This is a genomic window from Microbacterium enclense, from assembly GCA_038182865.1.
GTDB classification, from domain to species: domain Bacteria; phylum Actinomycetota; class Actinomycetes; order Actinomycetales; family Microbacteriaceae; genus Microbacterium; species Microbacterium enclense_B.
Genome location: CP116226.1, coordinates 696,505 through 714,596, shown reverse-complemented (window position 1 = coordinate 714,596; position 18,092 = coordinate 696,505). Strand labels below are relative to the sequence as shown.

The 18,092-nt window shown below is 70.0% G+C and carries 21 protein-coding genes; 16 read left to right on the top strand and 5 right to left on the bottom strand.

The window, feature by feature from the left end:
• Positions 1-2: 2 nt before the first annotated feature.
• Complete coding sequence (locus PIR02_03345) at positions 3-536, bottom strand: inorganic diphosphatase (GenBank protein WZH37705.1); 534 nt, start codon at positions 534-536, stop codon at positions 3-5.
• An 88-nt stretch (positions 537-624) separates the two neighbouring features.
• On the opposite strand from PIR02_03345, the gene tilS reads away from it, so the two are divergent.
• The 13 genes from tilS (at position 625) to lysS (ending at position 12,710) form a co-directional block, all read left to right on the top strand.
• Complete coding sequence (tilS, locus tag PIR02_03340) at positions 625-1,623, top strand: tRNA lysidine(34) synthetase TilS (GenBank protein ID WZH37704.1); 999 nt, start codon at positions 625-627, stop codon at positions 1,621-1,623.
• 23 nt (positions 1,624-1,646) lie between these two features.
• The gene (gene hpt / locus PIR02_03335) at positions 1,647-2,198 is read left to right on the top strand and encodes a hypoxanthine phosphoribosyltransferase (protein WZH37703.1); all 552 of its coding nucleotides are present in this window, start codon (positions 1,647-1,649) and stop codon (positions 2,196-2,198) included.
• A gap of 150 nt (positions 2,199-2,348) precedes the next feature.
• On the top strand, positions 2,349-4,352 hold the full coding sequence (gene ftsH / locus PIR02_03330) for an ATP-dependent zinc metalloprotease FtsH (GenBank protein ID WZH37702.1): 2,004 nt from the start codon (positions 2,349-2,351) through the stop codon (positions 4,350-4,352).
• Between the two features lie 6 nt (positions 4,353-4,358).
• Positions 4,359-4,946, top strand: coding sequence for a GTP cyclohydrolase I (locus tag PIR02_03325; GenBank protein WZH37701.1), 588 nt, complete (start codon positions 4,359-4,361; stop codon positions 4,944-4,946).
• Complete coding sequence (gene folP / locus PIR02_03320; protein WZH37700.1) at positions 4,943-5,734, top strand: dihydropteroate synthase; 792 nt, start codon at positions 4,943-4,945, stop codon at positions 5,732-5,734. Before PIR02_03325 ends, folP begins: the two co-directional genes overlap by 4 nt.
• Positions 5,734-6,102, top strand: a complete 369-nt coding sequence (folB, locus tag PIR02_03315) for a dihydroneopterin aldolase (GenBank protein ID WZH37699.1) — start codon at positions 5,734-5,736, stop codon at positions 6,100-6,102. The genes folP and folB overlap by 1 nt, the downstream gene beginning before the upstream one ends.
• On the top strand, positions 6,099-6,626 hold the full coding sequence (gene folK, locus PIR02_03310) for a 2-amino-4-hydroxy-6-hydroxymethyldihydropteridine diphosphokinase (protein WZH37698.1): 528 nt from the start codon (positions 6,099-6,101) through the stop codon (positions 6,624-6,626). Before folB ends, folK begins: the two co-directional genes overlap by 4 nt.
• Positions 6,623-7,108 carry a DUF3180 family protein gene (locus PIR02_03305; protein ID WZH37697.1) on the top strand — a complete coding sequence of 162 codons (486 nt, stop codon included), beginning with the start codon at positions 6,623-6,625 and terminating at the stop codon, positions 7,106-7,108. The genes folK and PIR02_03305 overlap by 4 nt, the downstream gene beginning before the upstream one ends.
• Positions 7,109-7,271: 163 nt before the next feature.
• A complete protein-coding gene (locus PIR02_03300; GenBank protein ID WZH39074.1) occupies positions 7,272-7,838 on the top strand; it encodes a PH domain-containing protein in 567 nt (188 codons plus the stop codon).
• The gene (locus PIR02_03295) at positions 7,835-9,415 is read left to right on the top strand and encodes a PH domain-containing protein (protein WZH37696.1); all 1,581 of its coding nucleotides are present in this window, start codon (positions 7,835-7,837) and stop codon (positions 9,413-9,415) included. Before PIR02_03300 ends, PIR02_03295 begins: the two co-directional genes overlap by 4 nt.
• A complete protein-coding gene (locus PIR02_03290) occupies positions 9,412-10,140 on the top strand; it encodes a DUF2520 domain-containing protein (protein ID WZH37695.1) in 729 nt (242 codons plus the stop codon). The genes PIR02_03295 and PIR02_03290 overlap by 4 nt, the downstream gene beginning before the upstream one ends.
• Positions 10,137-10,991: a pantoate--beta-alanine ligase gene (gene panC / locus PIR02_03285; protein WZH37694.1), complete on the top strand. Its 855-nt coding sequence runs from the start codon at positions 10,137-10,139 to the stop codon at positions 10,989-10,991. The genes PIR02_03290 and panC overlap by 4 nt, the downstream gene beginning before the upstream one ends.
• Before the next feature lie 198 nt (positions 10,992-11,189).
• On the top strand, positions 11,190-12,710 hold the full coding sequence (lysS, locus tag PIR02_03280; GenBank protein ID WZH37693.1) for a lysine--tRNA ligase: 1,521 nt from the start codon (positions 11,190-11,192) through the stop codon (positions 12,708-12,710).
• Between the two features lie 11 nt (positions 12,711-12,721).
• Here the strand turns inward: lysS and PIR02_03275 are convergent, their stop codons facing one another.
• Positions 12,722-13,837: a DUF4192 family protein gene (locus PIR02_03275; GenBank protein WZH37692.1), complete on the bottom strand. Its 1,116-nt coding sequence runs from the start codon at positions 13,835-13,837 to the stop codon at positions 12,722-12,724.
• 134 nt (positions 13,838-13,971) lie between these two features.
• On the opposite strand from PIR02_03275, the gene PIR02_03270 reads away from it, so the two are divergent.
• The 3 genes from PIR02_03270 (at position 13,972) to PIR02_03260 (ending at position 16,498) form a co-directional block, all read left to right on the top strand.
• Positions 13,972-14,163 (top strand): hypothetical protein, encoded by a 192-nt coding sequence (locus PIR02_03270; protein ID WZH37691.1) that lies wholly within the window; start codon positions 13,972-13,974, stop codon positions 14,161-14,163.
• A gap of 65 nt (positions 14,164-14,228) precedes the next feature.
• Positions 14,229-15,695, top strand: coding sequence for a cardiolipin synthase (gene cls / locus PIR02_03265; GenBank protein WZH37690.1), 1,467 nt, complete (start codon positions 14,229-14,231; stop codon positions 15,693-15,695).
• Positions 15,696-15,775: 80 nt separating this feature from the next.
• Positions 15,776-16,498, top strand: coding sequence for a hypothetical protein (locus tag PIR02_03260; GenBank protein ID WZH37689.1), 723 nt, complete (start codon positions 15,776-15,778; stop codon positions 16,496-16,498).
• Positions 16,499-16,511: 13 nt separating this feature from the next.
• Here PIR02_03260 and PIR02_03255 read toward each other — a convergent pair whose 3' ends face one another.
• Genes PIR02_03255 through PIR02_03245 form a run of 3 tightly spaced genes read right to left on the bottom strand, consistent with a single transcriptional unit; the run spans position 16,512 to position 17,979 of the window.
• On the bottom strand, positions 16,512-16,742 hold the full coding sequence (locus PIR02_03255; GenBank protein ID WZH37688.1) for a helix-turn-helix domain-containing protein: 231 nt from the start codon (positions 16,740-16,742) through the stop codon (positions 16,512-16,514).
• A complete protein-coding gene (locus PIR02_03250) occupies positions 16,739-17,353 on the bottom strand; it encodes a hypothetical protein (GenBank protein ID WZH37687.1) in 615 nt (204 codons plus the stop codon). The genes PIR02_03255 and PIR02_03250 overlap by 4 nt, the downstream gene beginning before the upstream one ends.
• Entirely contained in the window at positions 17,353-17,979 is a 627-nt protein-coding gene (locus PIR02_03245) for a hypothetical protein (protein ID WZH37686.1), read from the bottom strand. Before PIR02_03245 ends, PIR02_03250 begins: the two co-directional genes overlap by 1 nt.
• Positions 17,980-18,092: the final 113 nt, after the last annotated feature.

The following is an 18,092-nucleotide window of genomic DNA, read 5'->3' as shown; positions in this document are numbered from 1 at the left end:
CGTCAGAGCGTGTTGGGAGCCTCGCCCGAACCCTGCGTCTTGGTCTGCGCATCGTGCTCGTCGAAGCGCGTGAACGCCTCGCCCACGAGGCGCTCGGCTTCGGCGGCATCCGCCCACTCGTCGACCTTGACCCACTTGTTGGGCTCGAGGTCCTTGTAGTGCTCGAAGAAGTGCGTGATCTCCTTCTTGGTCCACTCGTCGATGTCGCCGACGTCCTGGATGTGGTCCCAGCGCGGGTCCTTCGCGAGCACGGCTACGACCTTGTCGTCGCCGCCGGCTTCGTCGCTCATCTTGAGCACGCCGACGGGGCGCACCTTGGCCAGGATGCCGGGGTGCAGCTCGCGGTCGAGCAGCACGAGCACGTCGAGCGGGTCGCCGTCTTCGCCGAGGGTGTTCTCGAAGAAGCCGTAGTTGGCGGGGTAACCGAACACCGTGTAGAGGATGCGGTCGAGGTAGACGCGGCCGGTGCCGTGGTCGACCTCGTACTTCACGCGGCTGCCGCGGGGGATCTCGATGACGGCGTCGTACGCGCCCATACTCGTGCTCCTTAGATCTGTGGATTTCCGCGCCCAGCCTAGTCGGGAGCGCCTCCAGCCCCACACGGTGCCCCGCTAGCGTGGACATATGCAACAGCGCCCGGGTCTCGATCCGTCCGTCGCCGAGATCCGCCGGGCGGTGCGCCGTGCCCTCACCGGCGTCGAGGGCACGGTCGTCGTCGCGTTGTCGGGCGGCCCGGATTCCCTTGCGCTCGCGGCCGCGACCGCCTTCGAAGCGCCGCGCGCCGGCATCCGGGCCCAGGCCGTCGTGATCGACCACGCCCTTCAGGGCGGATCGGATGCCGTGGCCGCCGCCGCTGCCGAGAAGGCGCGCGCTCTCGGGCTCGACGCGCGGGTCGTCACGGTCGAGGTCGGCTCCGACGATGGGCCCGAGGCCGCCGCACGCGATGCGCGGTACGCCGGCCTCGCGCAGGCGGCGGCGGAGGCGGGCGCCGACGCCGTGCTGCTCGGTCACACTCTCGATGACCAGGCCGAGACCGTGCTTCTGGGCCTCGCCCGAGGAGCCGGCGCGATGAGCCTCGCGGGCATGGCGCCGGAGCGGCGGGATGCCACCGGTCTCACGTGGCTGCGCCCGCTCCTGGCCGTGCGGCGGCGGACGACGGTCGCGGCCTGCGCGGCCGAGGGGCTCGAGCCGTGGACCGACCCGCACAACGCCGACCCGGCGTACACGCGCGTGCGCGTGCGCGAGAGAGTGCTGCCGGTGCTCGAGGCCGAGCTCGGGCCCGGGGTCGCGGAGGCGCTCGCGCGCACGGCGGAGCAGCTGCGTGAAGACGCCGCGGCTTTCCAGGACATGATCGACGAGACGATCGAAGACATCGTCGAGCACGCCGAGGCCGGCATCTCCGTGTCGGTCGCCGCCCTCGCTGCGAACCCCGCCGCGCTGCGCAACCGCATCGTCCGCTACGTCGTGGAGAGCGAGTTCGGCGTCTCGCTCACGCGCACCCAGACCCTCGAAGTCGCGCGGCTCGCGACCGACTGGCGAGGCCAAGGCCCCATCGATCTGCCCGGATGCCTCGCGCGCCGCGTCGGTGGACGGATCGAGGTCGTCGCGCGGGCGGCATCCTGAATCGTCCGACGTAGACTTCTCGAATGCGCGCGGCCGACATTTCCGACGACATCAGCGAAGTCCTCCTCACCGAGGAGCAGATCCACGAGAAGCTCGCCGAATTGGCGCAGCAGGTCGTCGTCGACTACGAGGGCGAAGACGTCGTCCTGGTGGGCGTGCTCAAAGGCGCGGTCATGGTCATGGCCGATTTCGCGCGGCACCTGCCCCGGCACATCACCATGGACTGGATGGCCGTGTCGTCATACGGGGCGAGCACGCGTTCGAGCGGTGTCGTGCAGATCCGCAAAGACCTCGACACCGACATCACCGGCAAGCACGTGCTGATCGTCGAGGACATCATCGACTCGGGGCTGACCCTGAGCTGGCTGCTCGAGAACTTCGCCTCCCGCGGTGCGGAGTCCGTCGAGGTCCTGGCACTCCTGCGCAAGCCGGATGCCATGAAGGTGCAGGTCGACTGCCGGTACGTGGGCTTCGACATCCCCAACGACTTCGTCATCGGGTACGGCCTCGACTACTCCGAGAAGTACCGCAACCTGCGCGACGTCGCCGTGCTGGCACCTCACGTCTACTCCTGACGACGCCGCGGATCGCGACGCGGGGGCGTGGCATCCGGATTCCCGCGTACGCCCACGACGAACGCACAGTCTTGGCATAGCGAGCGCGCGTTACCCTGATCCCACCGCTTTTCTCCGGAGCGGATCACGAAAGGGCTGGGCTCGCCCACCATGGATTTCAAGAAGATCACGCGCAACCCGATCATCTACGTTCTGCTGGTCGGTCTGCTTCTGGTCATCGGTTTCTCGCTCATCTCGAACCTGAGCGGCGCTCGTCAGATCTCCACCAAGGAGGGTCTCGACCTGCTCAAGGGCGGAACCGTCTCGCAGGTCGTGACCAACGACCCCGATCAGCGCGTCGATCTCACGCTCTCGCAACCCTTCGAGGGCGCGAACGACGTGCAGTTCTACTACAGCCAGGCCCGCGCGAACGAGGTCGCGAGTGCGATCGACTCCGCTGCTCCCGCCGACGGCTTCAACGACGTCGTCCCCAAGCCCAGCTGGTTCGACGGCTTCCTCGGGCTCATGCTCCCGCTCGTGCTGCTCGGTCTGCTCTTCTGGTGGCTGCTCTCCAGCGCCCAGGGCGGCGGCAGCAAGGTCATGCAGTTCGGCAAGTCCCGAGCGAAGCTCGTGACGAAGGAGACGCCGACCGTCACCTTCCAAGACGTCGCGGGCTCTGACGAGGCGATCGAGGAGCTCGACGAGATCAAGGAGTTCTTGAAGGACCCGAAGAAGTTCGAAGAGGTCGGCGCGCGCATTCCGAAGGGCGTGCTGCTGTACGGCCCTCCCGGAACCGGTAAGACCCTGCTCGCCCGCGCCGTCGCCGGTGAGGCCGGAGTGCCCTTCTACTCGATCTCGGGCTCGGACTTCGTCGAGATGTTCGTCGGTGTCGGTGCCAGCCGCGTCCGCGACCTCTTCAATCAGGCCAAGGAGAGCTCCCCGGCCATCATCTTCATCGACGAGATCGACGCCGTCGGCCGTCACCGCGGCGCCGGCATGGGCGGCGGTCACGACGAGCGCGAGCAGACGCTGAACCAGATGCTGGTGGAGATGGACGGCTTCGACCCGAAGGTCAACGTCATCGTCATCGCGGCGACCAACCGCCCCGACATCCTCGACCCCGCCCTGCTGCGCCCGGGCCGCTTCGACCGTCAGATCGGTGTCGACGCCCCCGACCTCAAGGGCCGTCAGCGCATCCTCGAGGTGCACGGCCGCGGCAAGCCGCTGTCGGACTCGGTCGACCTCGAGGTCGTCGCGCGCAAGACGCCCGGCTTCACCGGCGCCGACCTCGCGAACGTCCTCAACGAGGCGGCGCTGCTGACCGCGCGATCCAACGCGCAGCTCATCGACAACCGTGCGCTCGACGAGGCCATCGACCGTGTCATCGCCGGTCCCCAGCGCCGCACCCGCGTGATGAAGGACAAGGAGAAGCTCATCACCGCGTACCACGAGGGTGGTCACGCCCTCGCGGCGGCGGCGATGAACCACACCGACCCCGTCACGAAGGTCACGATCCTCCCCCGCGGCAAGGCGCTGGGCTACACGATGGTGCTGCCGCTCGACGACAAGTACTCCGTCACCCGCAACGAGCTGCAGGACCAGCTGACCTACGCCATGGGCGGCCGCGTCGCCGAGGAGATCGTGTTCCACGACCCCACCACCGGCGCGTCGAACGACATCGAGAAGGCGACGAGCATCGCCCGCAAGATGGTCACCGAGTACGGCATGACCAACGATGTCGGCCCGGTCAAGCTCGGCTCCTCGTCGGGCGAGGTCTTCATGGGCCGCGACATGGGACACGGCCGGGACTTCTCCGAGCGCATCGCCGAGCGCGTCGACGCCCAGGTGCGCGCGCTCATCGAGCAGGCGCACAACGAGGCCTACGAGGTCATCAACGCCAACCGCGACGTGCTCGACCGCCTCGCTCTCGAACTCCTCGAGAAGGAGACGCTCGACCACCTCGAGCTCGCCGAGATCTTCAAAGACGTCAAGCGCCTCCCGCCGCGTCCGCAGTGGCTGTCGTCCGGCGACCGCCCGGTCTCGACGCTGCCCCCCGTCGATGTGCCCCGTCGTCCCGCCCCGGCCGGAGTCGCCGCCTCCGTCGAGTCCGAGTCCCAGACCGCGACGCAGGCGCAGCGCCGCCCGAGCGGACAGACGCGACCGGCCACGGCGTAAGGCCCCGTGGCCGTCGACCGGGAGCGCGTCGCCGCGCTCGTACGCGAGTTGCTGGAGGCGATCGGGGAAGACCCCGATCGCCCCGGCCTCCGGCAGACGCCGACCCGCGTGGCCGACTCGTGGAGCGAGTTCTTCGGCGGAGTGGGCCAGGATGCCGGCGCCCCCCTGCAGCACACCATCTCGGTGAGCCGCGGCCCGGCACCCGACACCCTGCCGTCCGGAGCCGTGATGCTGCGTGACATCGCCTTCCGATCGATGTGCGAGCACCACCTCCTGCCCTTCCGCGGGCGTGCGCACGTCGCGTATCTGCCGGGCGAGGAAGTCGTGGGCCTCGGCGCTCTGCCGCGCGTGATCGACATCCTCGCCGCCCGCCCCCAGGTGCAGGAACGCCTCGGCGAGCAGATCGCCGACACCGTGGCATCCGCCCTCGACGCCCGTGGTGTGCTCGTCGTCCTCGACGCCGCCCACGAGTGCGTGACCATGCGCGGCGGGCGCCAACCCGATGCATCGACCGTGACCATCGCCGCGCGCGGTGCGTACACCGAGCCCGTCGCCCGCGCCGAGCTCGTCGCCCTGATCGGGGCGCGGGCGTGACCCTGCTCATGGCGATCGTGAACGTGACCCCGGACTCGTTCAGCGACGGGGGACGGTACCTCGATCCCGACGTCGCCATCGCCCACGCCCGGACCCTTCGCGCGCAGGGGGCCGACATCCTCGACATCGGGGGAGAGTCCACGCGGCCCGGTGCAGAGCGGGTCGCGCCGCGCGTCGAGCAGGAACGCGTGCTCCCGGTCATCGAGGCGCTGGCATCCGAGGGGGTCGCCGTCAGCGTCGACACGATGAACGCGTCGACCGCCCGGGCCGCCGTCGACGCCGGCGCGCGCATCGTCAACGACGTGTCCGGAGGACTCGCCGACCCCGAGATGCTGGCCGCCGTCGCCGGAACCGACGCCGAGATCGCCCTCGGGCACTGGCGCGGGCCGTCTGCCGAGATGTACGCCCGCGCCGACTACGCCGATGTGTCTCGGGAAGTGGCCGACGAACTCGCCGCGCGCGTGGCAGCGGCTCACACCGCGGGCATCGCCGTCGACCGGATCATCGTCGATCCGGGCATCGGCTTCGGTAAGCGCGGCACGCAGAACTGGCAGGTGCTGCACGCGATCCCCGATTTCGTCGCGCTCGGCGCCCGCGTGCTCATCGGCACGAGCCGCAAGCGCTTCCTCGCCGACGTGCTCGGCGAGGACGCCGACCTCGCCCGCCGCGACCTCGCCACCGCCGTGACGAGTGCTCTCGCGGCACGCTCGGGCGCATGGGCCGTGCGCGTGCATGATGTTCCGACGACCCGCGACGCGCTCGCCGTCGCCCGCGCCTGGGAGGCCTGATGGATGCCGTTGACGAGATCACCCTCACGGGGGTGCGCGCCTTCGGGTATCACGGGGTGTACGCCGACGAGAAGCGTGACGGGCAGGAGTTCGTCGTCGACGTGACCCTGCGGCTGCCGTTGCGCATCGCCGCTGTCACGGACGACGTGAGCGACACCGTGCACTACGGAGAGCTCGCCGAACGCATCGTCGAGATCGTCGAGGGCGAGCCGGCCGACCTGCTCGAGACGGTCGCCCAACGTATCGCCGACGACGTCCTCGCCGACCCGCGGATCGAGGCGGTCGTGGTCACCGTGCACAAGCCCGGCGCTCCGATCACCGTGCCCTTCGGCGACGTCGCCGTGACGATCCGTCGGCAGCGCTCATGAGCGTGCGATTGGCGCACGGCATCGGCGACGGACCTCGCGACACCGAGGTGCCGGCCGTCGTGGCCCTCGGCGCGAATCTGGGGGATCGTGCGGAGACGCTCACGGCCGCGGTCGCCGCCCTGCGCGCGCTGCCGCTCACCACCGACGTGCATGTCTCGGACCCCCTCGAGACGGTCGCGGTGACGCTCCACGGCGAGGACGCCGACGCCCCGCGCTATCTTAACGCGATCGCGTTGATGAAGACGCGACTCGCGCCGACGACCCTGCTGCGTGAACTGCACCGCATCGAGGCCGATCACGGACGCGTGCGCCGTGAGCGATGGGGCGATCGCACGCTCGATCTCGACCTCATCGCTTACGCCGACGAGCGCATCGACGACGAGCATCTGACCGTGCCGCACCCGCGGGCGCACGAGCGGGAGTTCGTGCTCGCGCCGTGGCTCGAGATCGATCCGGATGCCGAGATCCCCGGTCGCGGCCGTGTCGATGCCCTTCTGGCGCAGTTGCGCGGAGGTGGCCGATGAAGCGGACGGGCGCGGGGATCCTCATCATCGCGGCGGTCATCGGGGCCGTCTGCGGATTCATCCTCGACACCGGTCTCGCGGCGATGGGCCGGGCGACGTTCACTCCCGCGGCGAGCCTGCCCACGATCCTCGTCTTGCTCGGTGTGGTGATCGTCGTTCTCGCGGTGCCCATCGCCCGCGCCACCCGGGGCCGCGCGGCCCGGCGGATCGACCCGTTCCGGGCCCTGCGCATCGCCATGCTGGCAAAGGCGTCGTCGCTCGTCGGTGCCGCCGCAACGGGCTTCGGCCTCGGCTTGCTGTCGTTCCTCCTCACCCGCCCGGTGACTCCCTCGGTAGGCTCGATGGGATCGATCATCGCGACGGTCGCGTGCGGAGTCGTCCTCGTCGTCGCGGGTCTCGTGGCCGAGCAGCTCTGCACCATCCGGAAGGACGACGATGACGAACACCCCGGACTCCCCGGAGCGGACGCCGCTCCCCGCTGAGCCGGAAGCGGGTGAGCGTGTCGACGGAGCCACCTCCGTGCCGCCTCGCGAGGAGTCGCCGGTCGAGGAGCCTGCGCGGGGGGTTGTTGTTCCTGATGCGGAGGTGCATGGCGGCGATGCTTTCCAGGCGCCGGCTCGCGGCGAGGACGCTCGCGAGGCCGAGATGCGCGGCGACGATGGGCAGCGGGAGTCGTCGCCGGAGGTGCTCGACGTCGACACGTACAGCAGGATCCTCGAACCCCGCGCGGCGGGTCGCCTCCCGCTCGGCGACGGGACGTGGCATCAACTGGCTCGCGCCTATGTCGGGGTGCAGCTGATCTCGCAGGGGGCCGTCTTCGTGATCGTCCTCGCGATCGCCATCGTCCTGCAGTCCGTCCTCCACGTGCCGTGGCCCTGGATCCCGGCCGGAATCCTGCTCGTGATCACCGGAGTGGGACTGCTCATCACTCCGCGCCAGGCGCGGTCGTTCGGCTACCAGCTCCGGCGCGACGACCTCGTCTTCCGCCGCGGCATCCTCTGGCAGCGTGTGGTCGCCGTGCCGTACGGACGCATGCAGCTCGTCGACATCACGCACGGCCCCCTCGACCGCGGCTTCGGTATCGCGCAGCTCAAGCTCGTCACCGCGGCGGCGTCGACCGGGGTCACGATCCCCGGCCTCACGCAGGCCGCCGCCGAGCAGCTGCGCGACACCCTGATCGCCGTCGCCGAGACCCGCCGGACGGGACTGTGACCGATCCCACGCCGCCGCCCGCGGTGCCGCCCGCAGTGCCGCCGGGTCGCGTCGCCACCCGCTCGCCGATGAGCGACGGCGAGTGGCATCGCCTGCACCCGCTGACGCCGCTCCTTCGCGGAGGGCTGTTCCTGCTCGTCCTGATCGGCGTGATCGTCGCGAATCTCCGTGAGCGGCTGTTCGAGATCTTCCTACCGATATTCACCGACCTGCCTCCCGGAGTCGTGCCGCCGGACCCGGTCGACTTCCTCTTCGCGAACAACCTCCTGCTCATCGCAGCCGGTGCTGCCGTGGTCGTCCTCCTGATCTTGCTCGGAGCCTTCCGCCTGTCGTGGAGGTTCCACACGCTGCGCATCGGCGACGACGTGGAAGTGCGGTCGGGGGTTCTCTTCCGGACCCATCGACGCGCTCCCCTCGACCGCGTGCAGGGGGTCAACCTGACCCGGCCGATGCTCGCCCGCCTGCTCGGGCTGGCGCAACTCGAGGTGGTGGGGGCGGGACTGGATGCCAACGTCAAGCTCGAGTACCTCTCCGCGAAGGACGCGGACGCCCTCCGCAGCGACATTCTGAGGCTGGCCTCCGGGCGTCGTCTCGCCGAGGCGGGGCCGCGCGCGGCAGCCGCGGGCTCCTTCGTTCGCGCGACGGCGGACGCCGTGGGGGCGGGAGTGCAGGGGCTGGTCGATGGCGAGGATTTCTCCGACGCCGAGCCGGAGAGCATCGTCCGCATCCCGCTGGGTCGGCTGGTGGCCTCACGTGTCCTCAGCGGGTCGACGCTGTGGCTGCTCGGCCTGGTGGCGGCGATCGTGGTCGCCGCGTCGATCTCGACGGTCTGGCTGCTGTTCACCGTGGTTCCCACGTTCCTGGCGTACGGGGCGTACTACGTGCGCTCGGTGGCGCGGGGCCTGCGCTACTCGATCGCGCCGACGCCCGACGGCGTCCGCCTGACGTTCGGGCTCTTCACGACGATCAGCGAGGTGGTGCCGCCGGGGCGCGTACACGCGATCGAGGTGCGCCAGCCACTGATGTGGCGCCCCTTCGGCTGGTGGGCCGTGTCGGTAAACCGTCTGTCGGGCCGATCGGCGACCGACTCCAGCACCGATCAGTTCGCGGCCGTGTTGCCGGTGGGCACGCGCGACGACGTGGAGAGGGTGCTTCGCATCCTCGCACCCGCCCTCCCCTCCGACGAGTGGAGCTTCGTGTTCCGCGACGGCATCCTGGGTCCGGTCGAGGGCGACCCCTATGTCACGACGCCGCGTCGCGCTCGGGTGCTCCGGCCCCTGTCGTGGCGGCGCAACGGCGCGCTGCTGACCGCGGACGCGCTGTTCCTGCGCCGGGGATGGCTCTGGCGCTCTCTCTCGGTGCTTCCGCTGGCGCGACTGCAGTCGATCGGGCTGCACCAGGGCCCTCTGGCCCGCGCGACCCGCACCGCGCGACTAGCGGCGCACGTGATCGCGGGGACGGTGCAGACCTCGGTGGGAGTCCTCGATCGGGACGACGCCCTGGCGCTGATGGAGAACACCGCGCGAGCGACCGTCGAGGCCGCGGCGCAGGACAGGACACACAGGTGGGCGGGATGAGCGGAACACGTGACGGGCGCCTCGGCGTCGGAATCATCGGCGCGGGACGCGTCGGTCCCGTGATCGGCGCGGCTCTGGCAGGCGCCGGGCACGCGCTGACGGGGATCACGTCCGGATCGGACGACGACCGCGTCGAGGCCATCCTTCCGGGGCTGCCGGTACTCTCTCCCGAGGAAGTCGTCCGGCGAAGCGAGCTCGTCGTCGTCGCCGTTCCCCACGACCAGTTGCCGGGGCTCGTGGCCGGCCTCGCCGACCTCGGGGCGTGGCAGCCGGGACAGCTCGTGCTGCACACCGACCCGGCGTACGGAGCGGGAGTTCTCGCGCCCGCCGTCGCGCGAGGAGCGATTCCGCTGGCCATCCATCCGGCGATCACGTTCACCGGAGCGTCTTCCCTCGACCTGCACCAGCTCGCCCAGGGGTACGCGGCGGTCACCGCACCCGCACCCGTCCTCCCGATCGCCCAGGCGCTCGCCGTCGAACTCGGGTGCGAACCGGTGGTCGTCGCGGAAGCCGACCGCGGCGTGTATGCCGAGGCCATCGCGACGGCGACGGAGTTCTCACGCTCGATCGTGCAGCAGTCCGCGGCGCTGTTGTCGAAGGTCGGAGTCCAGAACACCGGTGCGTATCTCTCCGCGCTCGTGCGATCCAGCGTCGACCAGGCGCTCGCCGCCGGCGCGGGGAGCGGCGGGGACGGGCTGAGCGCGAACGATACGATCAACGGATGATCCGCACCATCGACGATCTGCGCTCTCGCCTGGCGAGTGTCCGCAGCGCCGAACCCTCCGAACGTGCGGCCCGTGTCGCTCTCGTCTCCACACTCGGTGCCCTGCACGAGGGACACACCGACCTCATCCGCGAGGCACGCCGGAACGCCGACGTCGTCGTCGTGTCGACCTTCGTCAATCCGCTGCGTTTCCGCACCGCCGAGGAGACCGCGGCCTACCCGCGGTCGCCGGAGGCGGATGCCGATCTGCTCGCCGACCTGGGAGTCGACATCGTCTTGGCTCCGACGGCCGCGGAGTTCCTGCCCGCGGGAACCGCGACGACGCGTGTGGCCGCGGGCGACCTCGGATTCCGATACGAGGGGCGCACCCGCCCGTTCTACTTCGACGGCGTGCTGACCGTCGAGGCGAAGCTCTTCCACCTCGTTCGCCCGGACGTGGCGGTCTATGGCGAACGTGACCTGCAGCGCGTGTTCCTCGTCCAGCGCATGATCCGTGATCTCGATTTCTCGATCGACGCGATCACGGTGCCCACCGTGCGCGCCGACGACGGCCTGCCGATCTCGAGCCGAGTGGCGCTCCTCGACGATGCCGACCGCCGTGCCGCGGCGAAGCTTCCGCAGGCGCTCGAGGCCGCGGCATCCAACGCCGATCTCGGTGTCGACGCCTGCATCGCGGCGGCCCAGTCGTCGCTCATGGGGGAGCAGCGCATCGCTCTGGAGTACCTCACCGTCGTCGACCCGGCGACCTTCCTCCCGGTGGAGGAGGGCCACCGCGGCCGCGCACTGGCCTTGATCGCGGCCACCGTCGGTGGACACCGCTTCATCGACAACGCGGAGATCTCGCTGCGCTGAGGGACGCCGGTCACGGCCCCGCGGAACTCGGGGGCGGGAACGACACGTCTTCTCGTGTCCCGCACGCGGACGGTGTGGCGCGCGCGCGATCGTCCCCGCCCCGAAGCCGGCACGAGGGCGGTGTCGCGCTCGGGCCGCGGGCCACGGGCACCGCGCGCCCGCCGAATAGACTGGGACAGACCCCGAGGAGCCTTCACGATGACCGACGCGCCCGCGAACGACGCCGCCGAGCCCACCGAAGACGACGTCTTCGAGCAGAAGGCCGTTCGCCTCGGCAAGCGCGAACGGCTCCTGGCCGAACGCACCGATGCCGCAGGCGGACCGTATCCCGTGGTCGTGCCCGTGACCGACACGATCCCCGCGCTGCGCGAGCGTTTCGGCGACCTGGAGGCCGGAGCGGAGACCGGTGTGACCGCGGGCGTCGCCGGCCGTGTGGTGTTCAGCCGCAACACGGGCAAGCTCTGCTTCGCGTCGCTGCAGGCGGGCGACGGCAGCCGCATCCAGGCGATGGTGTCGCTCGCCGCGGTCGGCGAAGAGTCCCTGCAGGCGTGGAAGGAACTCGTCGACCTGGGCGACCACGTGTTCGTCTCGGGTGAGGTCATCTCGAGCCGCCGCGGTGAGCTGTCGATCATGGTCTCGCAGTGGCGGATCGCCGCGAAGGCTGTGCTGCCGCTGCCCAACCTGCACAGCGAGCTCAGCGAAGAGAGCCGCGTGCGCAGCCGCTTCCTCGATCTCATCGTGCGCGACCGTGCCCGTGAGACGGTGCTCGCGCGCGCCAAGGTGAACGCGAGCCTTCGAGCCACCTTCACCGAGCGCGACTTCGTCGAGGTCGAGACGCCCATGCTGCAGGTGCAGCACGGCGGCGCCAGCGCCCGCCCGTTCGTGACCCACTCCAACGCCTTCGACGCCGAGCTGTTCCTGCGCATCGCGCCCGAGCTGTACCTCAAGCGTGCGGTGGTCGGCGGCATCGACCGTGTGTACGAGATCAACCGCAACTTCCGCAACGAGGGCGCCGACTCGACGCACAGCCCCGAGTTCGCGATGCTCGAGGCCTACCAGGCCTACACCGACTACAACGGCATCGCCGATCTGACGCAGACGCTCATCCAGAACGCCGCGGTGGCGGTCGCTGGGTCGACCACCGTGACCTGGGCCGACGGCACCGAGTACGACCTCGGGGGCGACTGGGATCGCGTCTCGATGTACGACTCGCTGTCGGAGACCTCGGGTCGGTCGATCACCCCGCAGACCTCGCTCGAGGAGCTCCGCGCGCTCGGCGCGGAGGCCGGAGTGGAGGCCCCGGCCCATGAGACCCATGGCAAGTGGGTCGAGGAGCTGTGGGAGCACTTCGTCAAGGGTGGCCTCACGCGTCCGACCTTCGTCATGGACTTCCCCGTCGACACCAGCCCGCTGGTGCGCGAGCACCGCTCGATCCCCGGCGTCGTGGAGAAGTGGGACCTCTACGTGCGTGGCTTCGAGCTGGCGACGGGCTACTCCGAGCTCGTCGACCCCGTCATCCAGCGTGAGCGCTTCGTCGAACAGGCGACGCTCGCTGCTCGCGGCGACGTCGAGGCGATGTCGATCGACGAGGAGTTCTTGCGCGCCCTCGAGCACGGCATGCCTCCCACCGGTGGAATGGGCATGGGTATCGACCGCCTGCTCATGGCGATCACCGGCCTCGGCATCCGTGAGACCATCCTCTTCCCCCTCGTGAAGTAGCACCGCGCTCCTCAGTGCGGCTTCCGCTCGAACAGCCACTCGGGAAGCCGCCCGTGGCCGGCGAGCGTGAGGACGATGCCCGCGAGTCCGTGCTCGGGCTCGATCGCCAGGGCGGTCTCGGCGTAGAACGCTGCGTGGCTCGAGCGGCCGGACGCCCACGCGAGCCACGCGCACGCGGCGAGAGCGCCCGGACGATGGTCGCGCGGTACGGTCGCGGCGACCTGGCGGCAGCGATCCAGCGCCAGGAGGAGGCGGTCGGGATCCGGGCGAGCCCCCTCTCCCCGCATGGGGCGGGCAACGTCTTCGGGATACCCCTGGCCATCGGGAAAGTGCGTCTGCGCGTGGAACGCGGCGTCCCCGGCCGCGATGTCGCCGACCCACTGCATGAGGGCGACATCGCGGAGCAGCGGCCGGTCGAGCGCGAAAGCGAGAGCCGCGAGCCGCCGTCGTCCGTGGGGGCCGGTCAACGGCTCCAGTGCCGCCTCGAAGAGGGCGGGTGGGTCGATGAGGTCGTCGAGGAGGGCCTCGGCGGTGCGCCGTCGCGCCACGCTCAGGCCGTCCTGTTCCGAGGGGACGCCCAGAAGGCGATCGGCGTCTTCGAGCGCGCGTCCGACGCGTTCTTTGTCGGCGAGGCTGACGGCGGGCAGTGCCGCTGCGGCGAGGTGATCGTGCTCGGGGGAGGCGTCGGGCAGATCCGGCCCCGCGGCGGTGATCTCGTCGCGCAGGTGCGCGCCCCCGACCGCGGCATCGAGGTAGCTCGCCCACCCGTCGGCGCCCACGACGAGGGCGTCGATCACGTGCAGTCCACAGATGTGCGCGCGAGAGAGGATCGCGTCGGCCAGGGCCCGATGGGGCAGGGCGTCGTCGTCTCGCACGGCGTCGTCGGTGTAGAGGACCGCGGTCACGGCATCCGTCATCGGCACCTTGCAGGCCATGCCGATCAGGGTGGACGCGATGCTGTCGAGGTCGGGGTTGTCGTCAGAGGGGAGGTCGACCCGCAGCGCGGCGAGCGAGCGGGAGTTCGCGAAAGGGATCAGGACGAGACTGCGTCTCGGGGCGCATTCGAGCAGACGCGGTACGAGGGCCAGGAGGGCGAGGGGAGAAGAGACGCGGATGGTCGTGGACATGGCGACGAGCGTCGCGGAATCGTCCCGCGGGCAGGGGCCGGGGAGAGCGAAATGGGGAGAGATCGAACATCTTCCCCGCTGTGCAGCAGGAGTGCCCTGGCCGTGCGCGGCGGCAGGGCGGGTATCCTCGAGGGATGGAGAGTTCCTGGCTGCCGGTGCTGTGGGCGATTCTGCCGACCATCGTCGTGTCAGTGACGTTCTTCCTCATCCTGCGCGGTGCGATCCGCATGGACCGCACGGAGCGCAAGGCGTACGCGCGCATCGAGGCGCAGGAGCGCGCGAAGCGCGGTCTTCCTCCCACGACCGGTGACAGCGCCGTCGGCTGACCGCGTTCCCGTCGCGTGTCGGGGGTAGTCACTACGCTGAGGGGACAACCCGCCCAGGAGGATACGTGATCGACGCCACGTTCGAAGCGAGCTGGCTCGTCATCGCACTCTTCGTCATCGACCTTGTCGTGCGCGTCGCGGCGATCATCATCGTCCCGCGCAACCGCCGCCCCACCGCGGCGATGGCGTGGCTGCTCGCGATCTACTTCATCCCCTTCGTGGGCGTGTTCCTGTTCCTGCTCATCGGCAACCCGCGTCTGCCGCGCAAACGCCGTCGCAAGCAGGCCGCGATCAACGAGTACATCCACGACACGAGCGCATCGCTCGAGTTCGGCACGCTGCGACCCAACGCCCCGCACTGGTTCCGCGCCCTCGTGCAGCTCAACCGCAATCTGGGTGCCATGCCGATCGCGGGAGACAACGCGGCGACGCTCATCGCCGACTACCAGCAGAGCCTGGACGCCATGGCCGACGCGATCCGTCGGGCCACGCGCTACGTGCACGTCGAGTTCTACATCCTCCAGTCCGACGACTCGACCGACAACTTCTTCCGCGCGCTCGAAGAGGCCGCCGAGCGCGGCGTGGTCGTCCGCGTTCTGCTGGACCACTGGGCCAACCGGGGCAAGCCGTTCTACCGACGGACCCTGCGGCGCCTCGACGCGATGGGGGCGCACTGGCACCTCATGCTGCCGGTCCAGCCGCTGCGCGGCCGGTGGCAGCGCCCCGATCTGCGCAACCACCGCAAGCTCCTCGTGATCGACGGAGACGTCGCCTACATGGGGTCGCAGAACGTCACCGACTCGTCCTACAACCTCCGCAAGAACATCCGCCGGGGGCTGCACTGGGTGGACCTCATGGTGCGGGTCGAGGGACCGGTCGTGGCGAGCATCAACGCCGTGTTCCTCTCCGACTGGTACAGCGAGACCGACGAGACCCTCGCTGATGAGATCGACCTCTTCAGCGTCACGACCGGGCCGGGCGATCTCGACTGCCAGATCGTGCCCTCGGGGCCTGGGTTCGACTTCCAGAACAACCTCAAGCTGTTCTTGGGCCTGCTCTTCGCGGCCCGCGAGCGCATCATCATCGTCAGCCCCTACTTCGTCCCCGACGAGGCGCTGCTGCTCGCGATCACGACCGCGTGCCAGCGCGGGGTGCACGTGGAGCTGTTCGTCTCCGAGGAGGGCGATCAGGCGATGGTGTACCACGCGCAGCGCAGCTACTACGAGGCGCTCCTGCGCGCGGGTGTCGTGATCTGGATGTATCGCAAACCGTTCATCCTGCACAGCAAGAGCGTCACGATCGACGACGAGGTCGCCGTGATCGGCTCGAGCAACATGGACATGCGCTCGTTCGGTCTGAACCTCGAGGTGTCGATGCTGGTTCGCGGCGAAGAGTTCGTCCGCGACATGCGCGCCGTCGAAGACGTTTACCGCACGCTCAGCCGTGAACTGACGATCGAGGAGTGGCGCCGGCAGCCCCTGCGCTCGACGATCCTCGACAACCTGGCCCGCCTGACGTCGGCGCTGCAGTAGCCCGATTCCGGTATTCGCCGGTGGCATCCAGGATTCTCGGTCACGATAGGGCGACGACAACTCGCCGCCCCGGAGGTCTCATGTCTCGTCGTCTCTCGCTCCTCGGGCTCCTCGGAGCCGGTCTCATCGTCATCGGTGCCGCCACCGGATGCGCAACCGGCGCGTCGTCCGCCCCGACCTCGTCGGCACCGACGGTGGATCCGGATGCCACGACGCCCGCCGCGTCCGAGGTCGAGGCCGCCTGGCTCAACGGCGGCCGCTCGATCGCTCTCGTCACGCTCGGGAGCTCGTCGTGCGCGCCCCGCATCACGGACGAGCCGACCCTCGCCGAGGGCGTTCTCACCGTCACGCTGGTCGACCCTGCCGGCGTGACCTGCACGAGAGACATGGCTCCCCGCGCGACGTACGTGCCCCTGCCGGCCGGCACGGATTCGACGCAGCCCCTGGAGATCTCCGTGACCGGTGCGGTGACGGGAACGGGGACGCTGTCCGCTCTCGCAACCGCCGAGCCGCCCGCCGATTTCACGTCCAGTGCCGGGTGGGTGAACGACTCTCTCGTCGCGATCTTGACCTTCGGGAGCTCGAGTTGCGTCCCCGTCGTCGAGACGGTCTCCGCGCAGGCCGGCGCCATCGCGGTCGGCTTCGCGACACCGCCCGCCGACCAGGTGTGCACCCTCGACATCGCGCCGCAGGTGAGCCTCGCGGACGTCACCGGTATCGGCGGACCCGAGGTGACGAGCCTCGTCCTGTCGGGCGGCGGCGTCACGGCCGAGGGACCGGTGCCGGTTCTCGGGACCCGCTGATCTTCTCCGGCGGTCAGCGCTCGATGACGAGCAGGTCGCCGACTTCGCAGTCCAGGGCCCTGCAGATCGCCGAGAGGGTCGAGTAGCGGATCGCCCGTGCGCGATCGTTCTTCAGCACCGAGAGGTTCACCACCGAGACGCCGACGATCTCGCTCAGGCGGGTGAGCGTCATCCCCCGCGACTCGAGGAGTTCGTCCAGTCGGCAGTGGATGCCGGTGGGGCCGTCTTCCGCGGCGGGACTCATACGAGACCCTCCGTGTCGCGCTGCAGGCGCGTGCCGTAGGTGAACACGACCGACAGGGCGAGCACTCCCACTCCGACCAACGTCCATGCCGGGTCGAACGAGAATCCGATGACGAAGACGTCGCCCGCGAAGGGGTTGAGCTCGTCGGCCGCCATCATGCGCCCGAGACCTCCGAGCCCCGCGGACAGCATGCCGCCCAGAAGCAGGGCGCACCCCGCGACCTGCGTGGCGAGGATGAGCGCGCGATGGAAGGGGCGTCGCCACATCAGCAGGAGGAAGAAGAGAACCACAGCGCTGACGGTGAGAAGGGTCGTGAGAGCGCCGAAGGCGGCACCGAGGACGAGGAGGAGGCGCGTCTGCGAGCTGAGTCCGGAGGCGACCACGCGCGCCGATTCGTAGTTCGCGGAGACGATCGTCGCGCCTTCGGCCGAAGGGGATCGGGGCACCTGTGCGTCGGTGAGCAGGCTGATCGCTCCCTCGCCCCCGGCGAGGTCGACGGCCGCGCGGATCGCGGGGAGCGCCAAGGCGAAGCCCATCACCAGTCCGGCGGCGACGAACAGCAGCACGGTGCCGCGCTCCATGCGGGCGGAGACCCAGGACGGACTCGTCATCACACGAGTCCTTCCGTGTCGCGCTGGAGGCGGTCTCCCACGGCGAACACCGTGCCCGCGAGTCCCGCGACGAAGGCGATGCCGATGAGGGACGGCACATCGATCAGCTGGACGGCGCCGCGGTCGAACGTGCGCTCCGAGAGCCACGCGACCGCGCCGTTCGCGACCATGTTGTGGAAGAACGGCACACCGGCGACGCCCACGAGTGTGACGATGCCCGCCGCGGAGACCAGGGCGGTGTTGCGGCGGCTGAAGATGCGTCCGCGCAGGATGTCCGCCGTCAGGAGGAGCAGAAGGGCCACCACGGTGACGACGACGGCGGCGAACAGGCCTTCCGCGATGAAGAGGGCCCAGAGCGACGCCGGCGGCAGGGCGGGTGCGGTGATGACGCCTTCCGTGAGCTCGACGGCGACGGGGGTGCCGTTCGGGCCGATCGGCGCCTGCGCGACCGTGTCGAGGAACGGCGCGCGGACGCGGACGTTCTGGTTGGGCGAGGCCGCCGCGATGTTCGCGATGCTGCGGACGACCGCCCAGATCGCGATCGCGACGCCGGCCACGGCGAAGAACCAGAACGACGTCGTGTCGCCACGGGAGAGGACCCGGGAGGTCGGGCGGGGGGAGGTCATGACGGCTCCTTATCGATGATCGTTGTTATCGGTTGTCGATACGGTAACGACTATCGATAGGTTCCGCAAGAGTGACCGCACCGGCGGTATGCCCACGGCGAACACGGGTCCGT

Coding starts and splice junctions, on each gene's coding strand:
- hpt (WZH37703.1), top strand. CDS start 1,647: ATGCGCGCGGCCGACATTTCCGACGACATCAGCGAAGTCCTCCTCACC.
- PIR02_03345 (WZH37705.1), bottom strand. CDS start 536: ATGGGCGCGTACGACGCCGTCATCGAGATCCCCCGCGGCAGCCGCGTG.
- PIR02_03255 (WZH37688.1), bottom strand. CDS start 16,742: ATGAGTCCCGCCGCGGAAGACGGCCCCACCGGCATCCACTGCCGACTG.
- folK (WZH37698.1), top strand. CDS start 6,099: ATGAGCGTGCGATTGGCGCACGGCATCGGCGACGGACCTCGCGACACC.
- PIR02_03270 (WZH37691.1), top strand. CDS start 13,972: ATGGAGAGTTCCTGGCTGCCGGTGCTGTGGGCGATTCTGCCGACCATC.
- lysS (WZH37693.1), top strand. CDS start 11,190: ATGACCGACGCGCCCGCGAACGACGCCGCCGAGCCCACCGAAGACGAC.
- PIR02_03245 (WZH37686.1), bottom strand. CDS start 17,979: ATGACCTCCCCCCGCCCGACCTCCCGGGTCCTCTCCCGTGGCGACACG.
- folB (WZH37699.1), top strand. CDS start 5,734: ATGGATGCCGTTGACGAGATCACCCTCACGGGGGTGCGCGCCTTCGGG.
- PIR02_03300 (WZH39074.1), top strand. CDS start 7,272: ATGCGCGGCGACGATGGGCAGCGGGAGTCGTCGCCGGAGGTGCTCGAC.
- ftsH (WZH37702.1), top strand. CDS start 2,349: ATGGATTTCAAGAAGATCACGCGCAACCCGATCATCTACGTTCTGCTG.
- PIR02_03250 (WZH37687.1), bottom strand. CDS start 17,353: ATGACGAGTCCGTCCTGGGTCTCCGCCCGCATGGAGCGCGGCACCGTG.
- PIR02_03260 (WZH37689.1), top strand. CDS start 15,776: ATGTCTCGTCGTCTCTCGCTCCTCGGGCTCCTCGGAGCCGGTCTCATC.
- PIR02_03305 (WZH37697.1), top strand. CDS start 6,623: ATGAAGCGGACGGGCGCGGGGATCCTCATCATCGCGGCGGTCATCGGG.
- PIR02_03290 (WZH37695.1), top strand. CDS start 9,412: ATGAGCGGAACACGTGACGGGCGCCTCGGCGTCGGAATCATCGGCGCG.
- panC (WZH37694.1), top strand. CDS start 10,137: ATGATCCGCACCATCGACGATCTGCGCTCTCGCCTGGCGAGTGTCCGC.
- PIR02_03275 (WZH37692.1), bottom strand. CDS start 13,837: ATGTCCACGACCATCCGCGTCTCTTCTCCCCTCGCCCTCCTGGCCCTC.
- tilS (WZH37704.1), top strand. CDS start 625: ATGCAACAGCGCCCGGGTCTCGATCCGTCCGTCGCCGAGATCCGCCGG.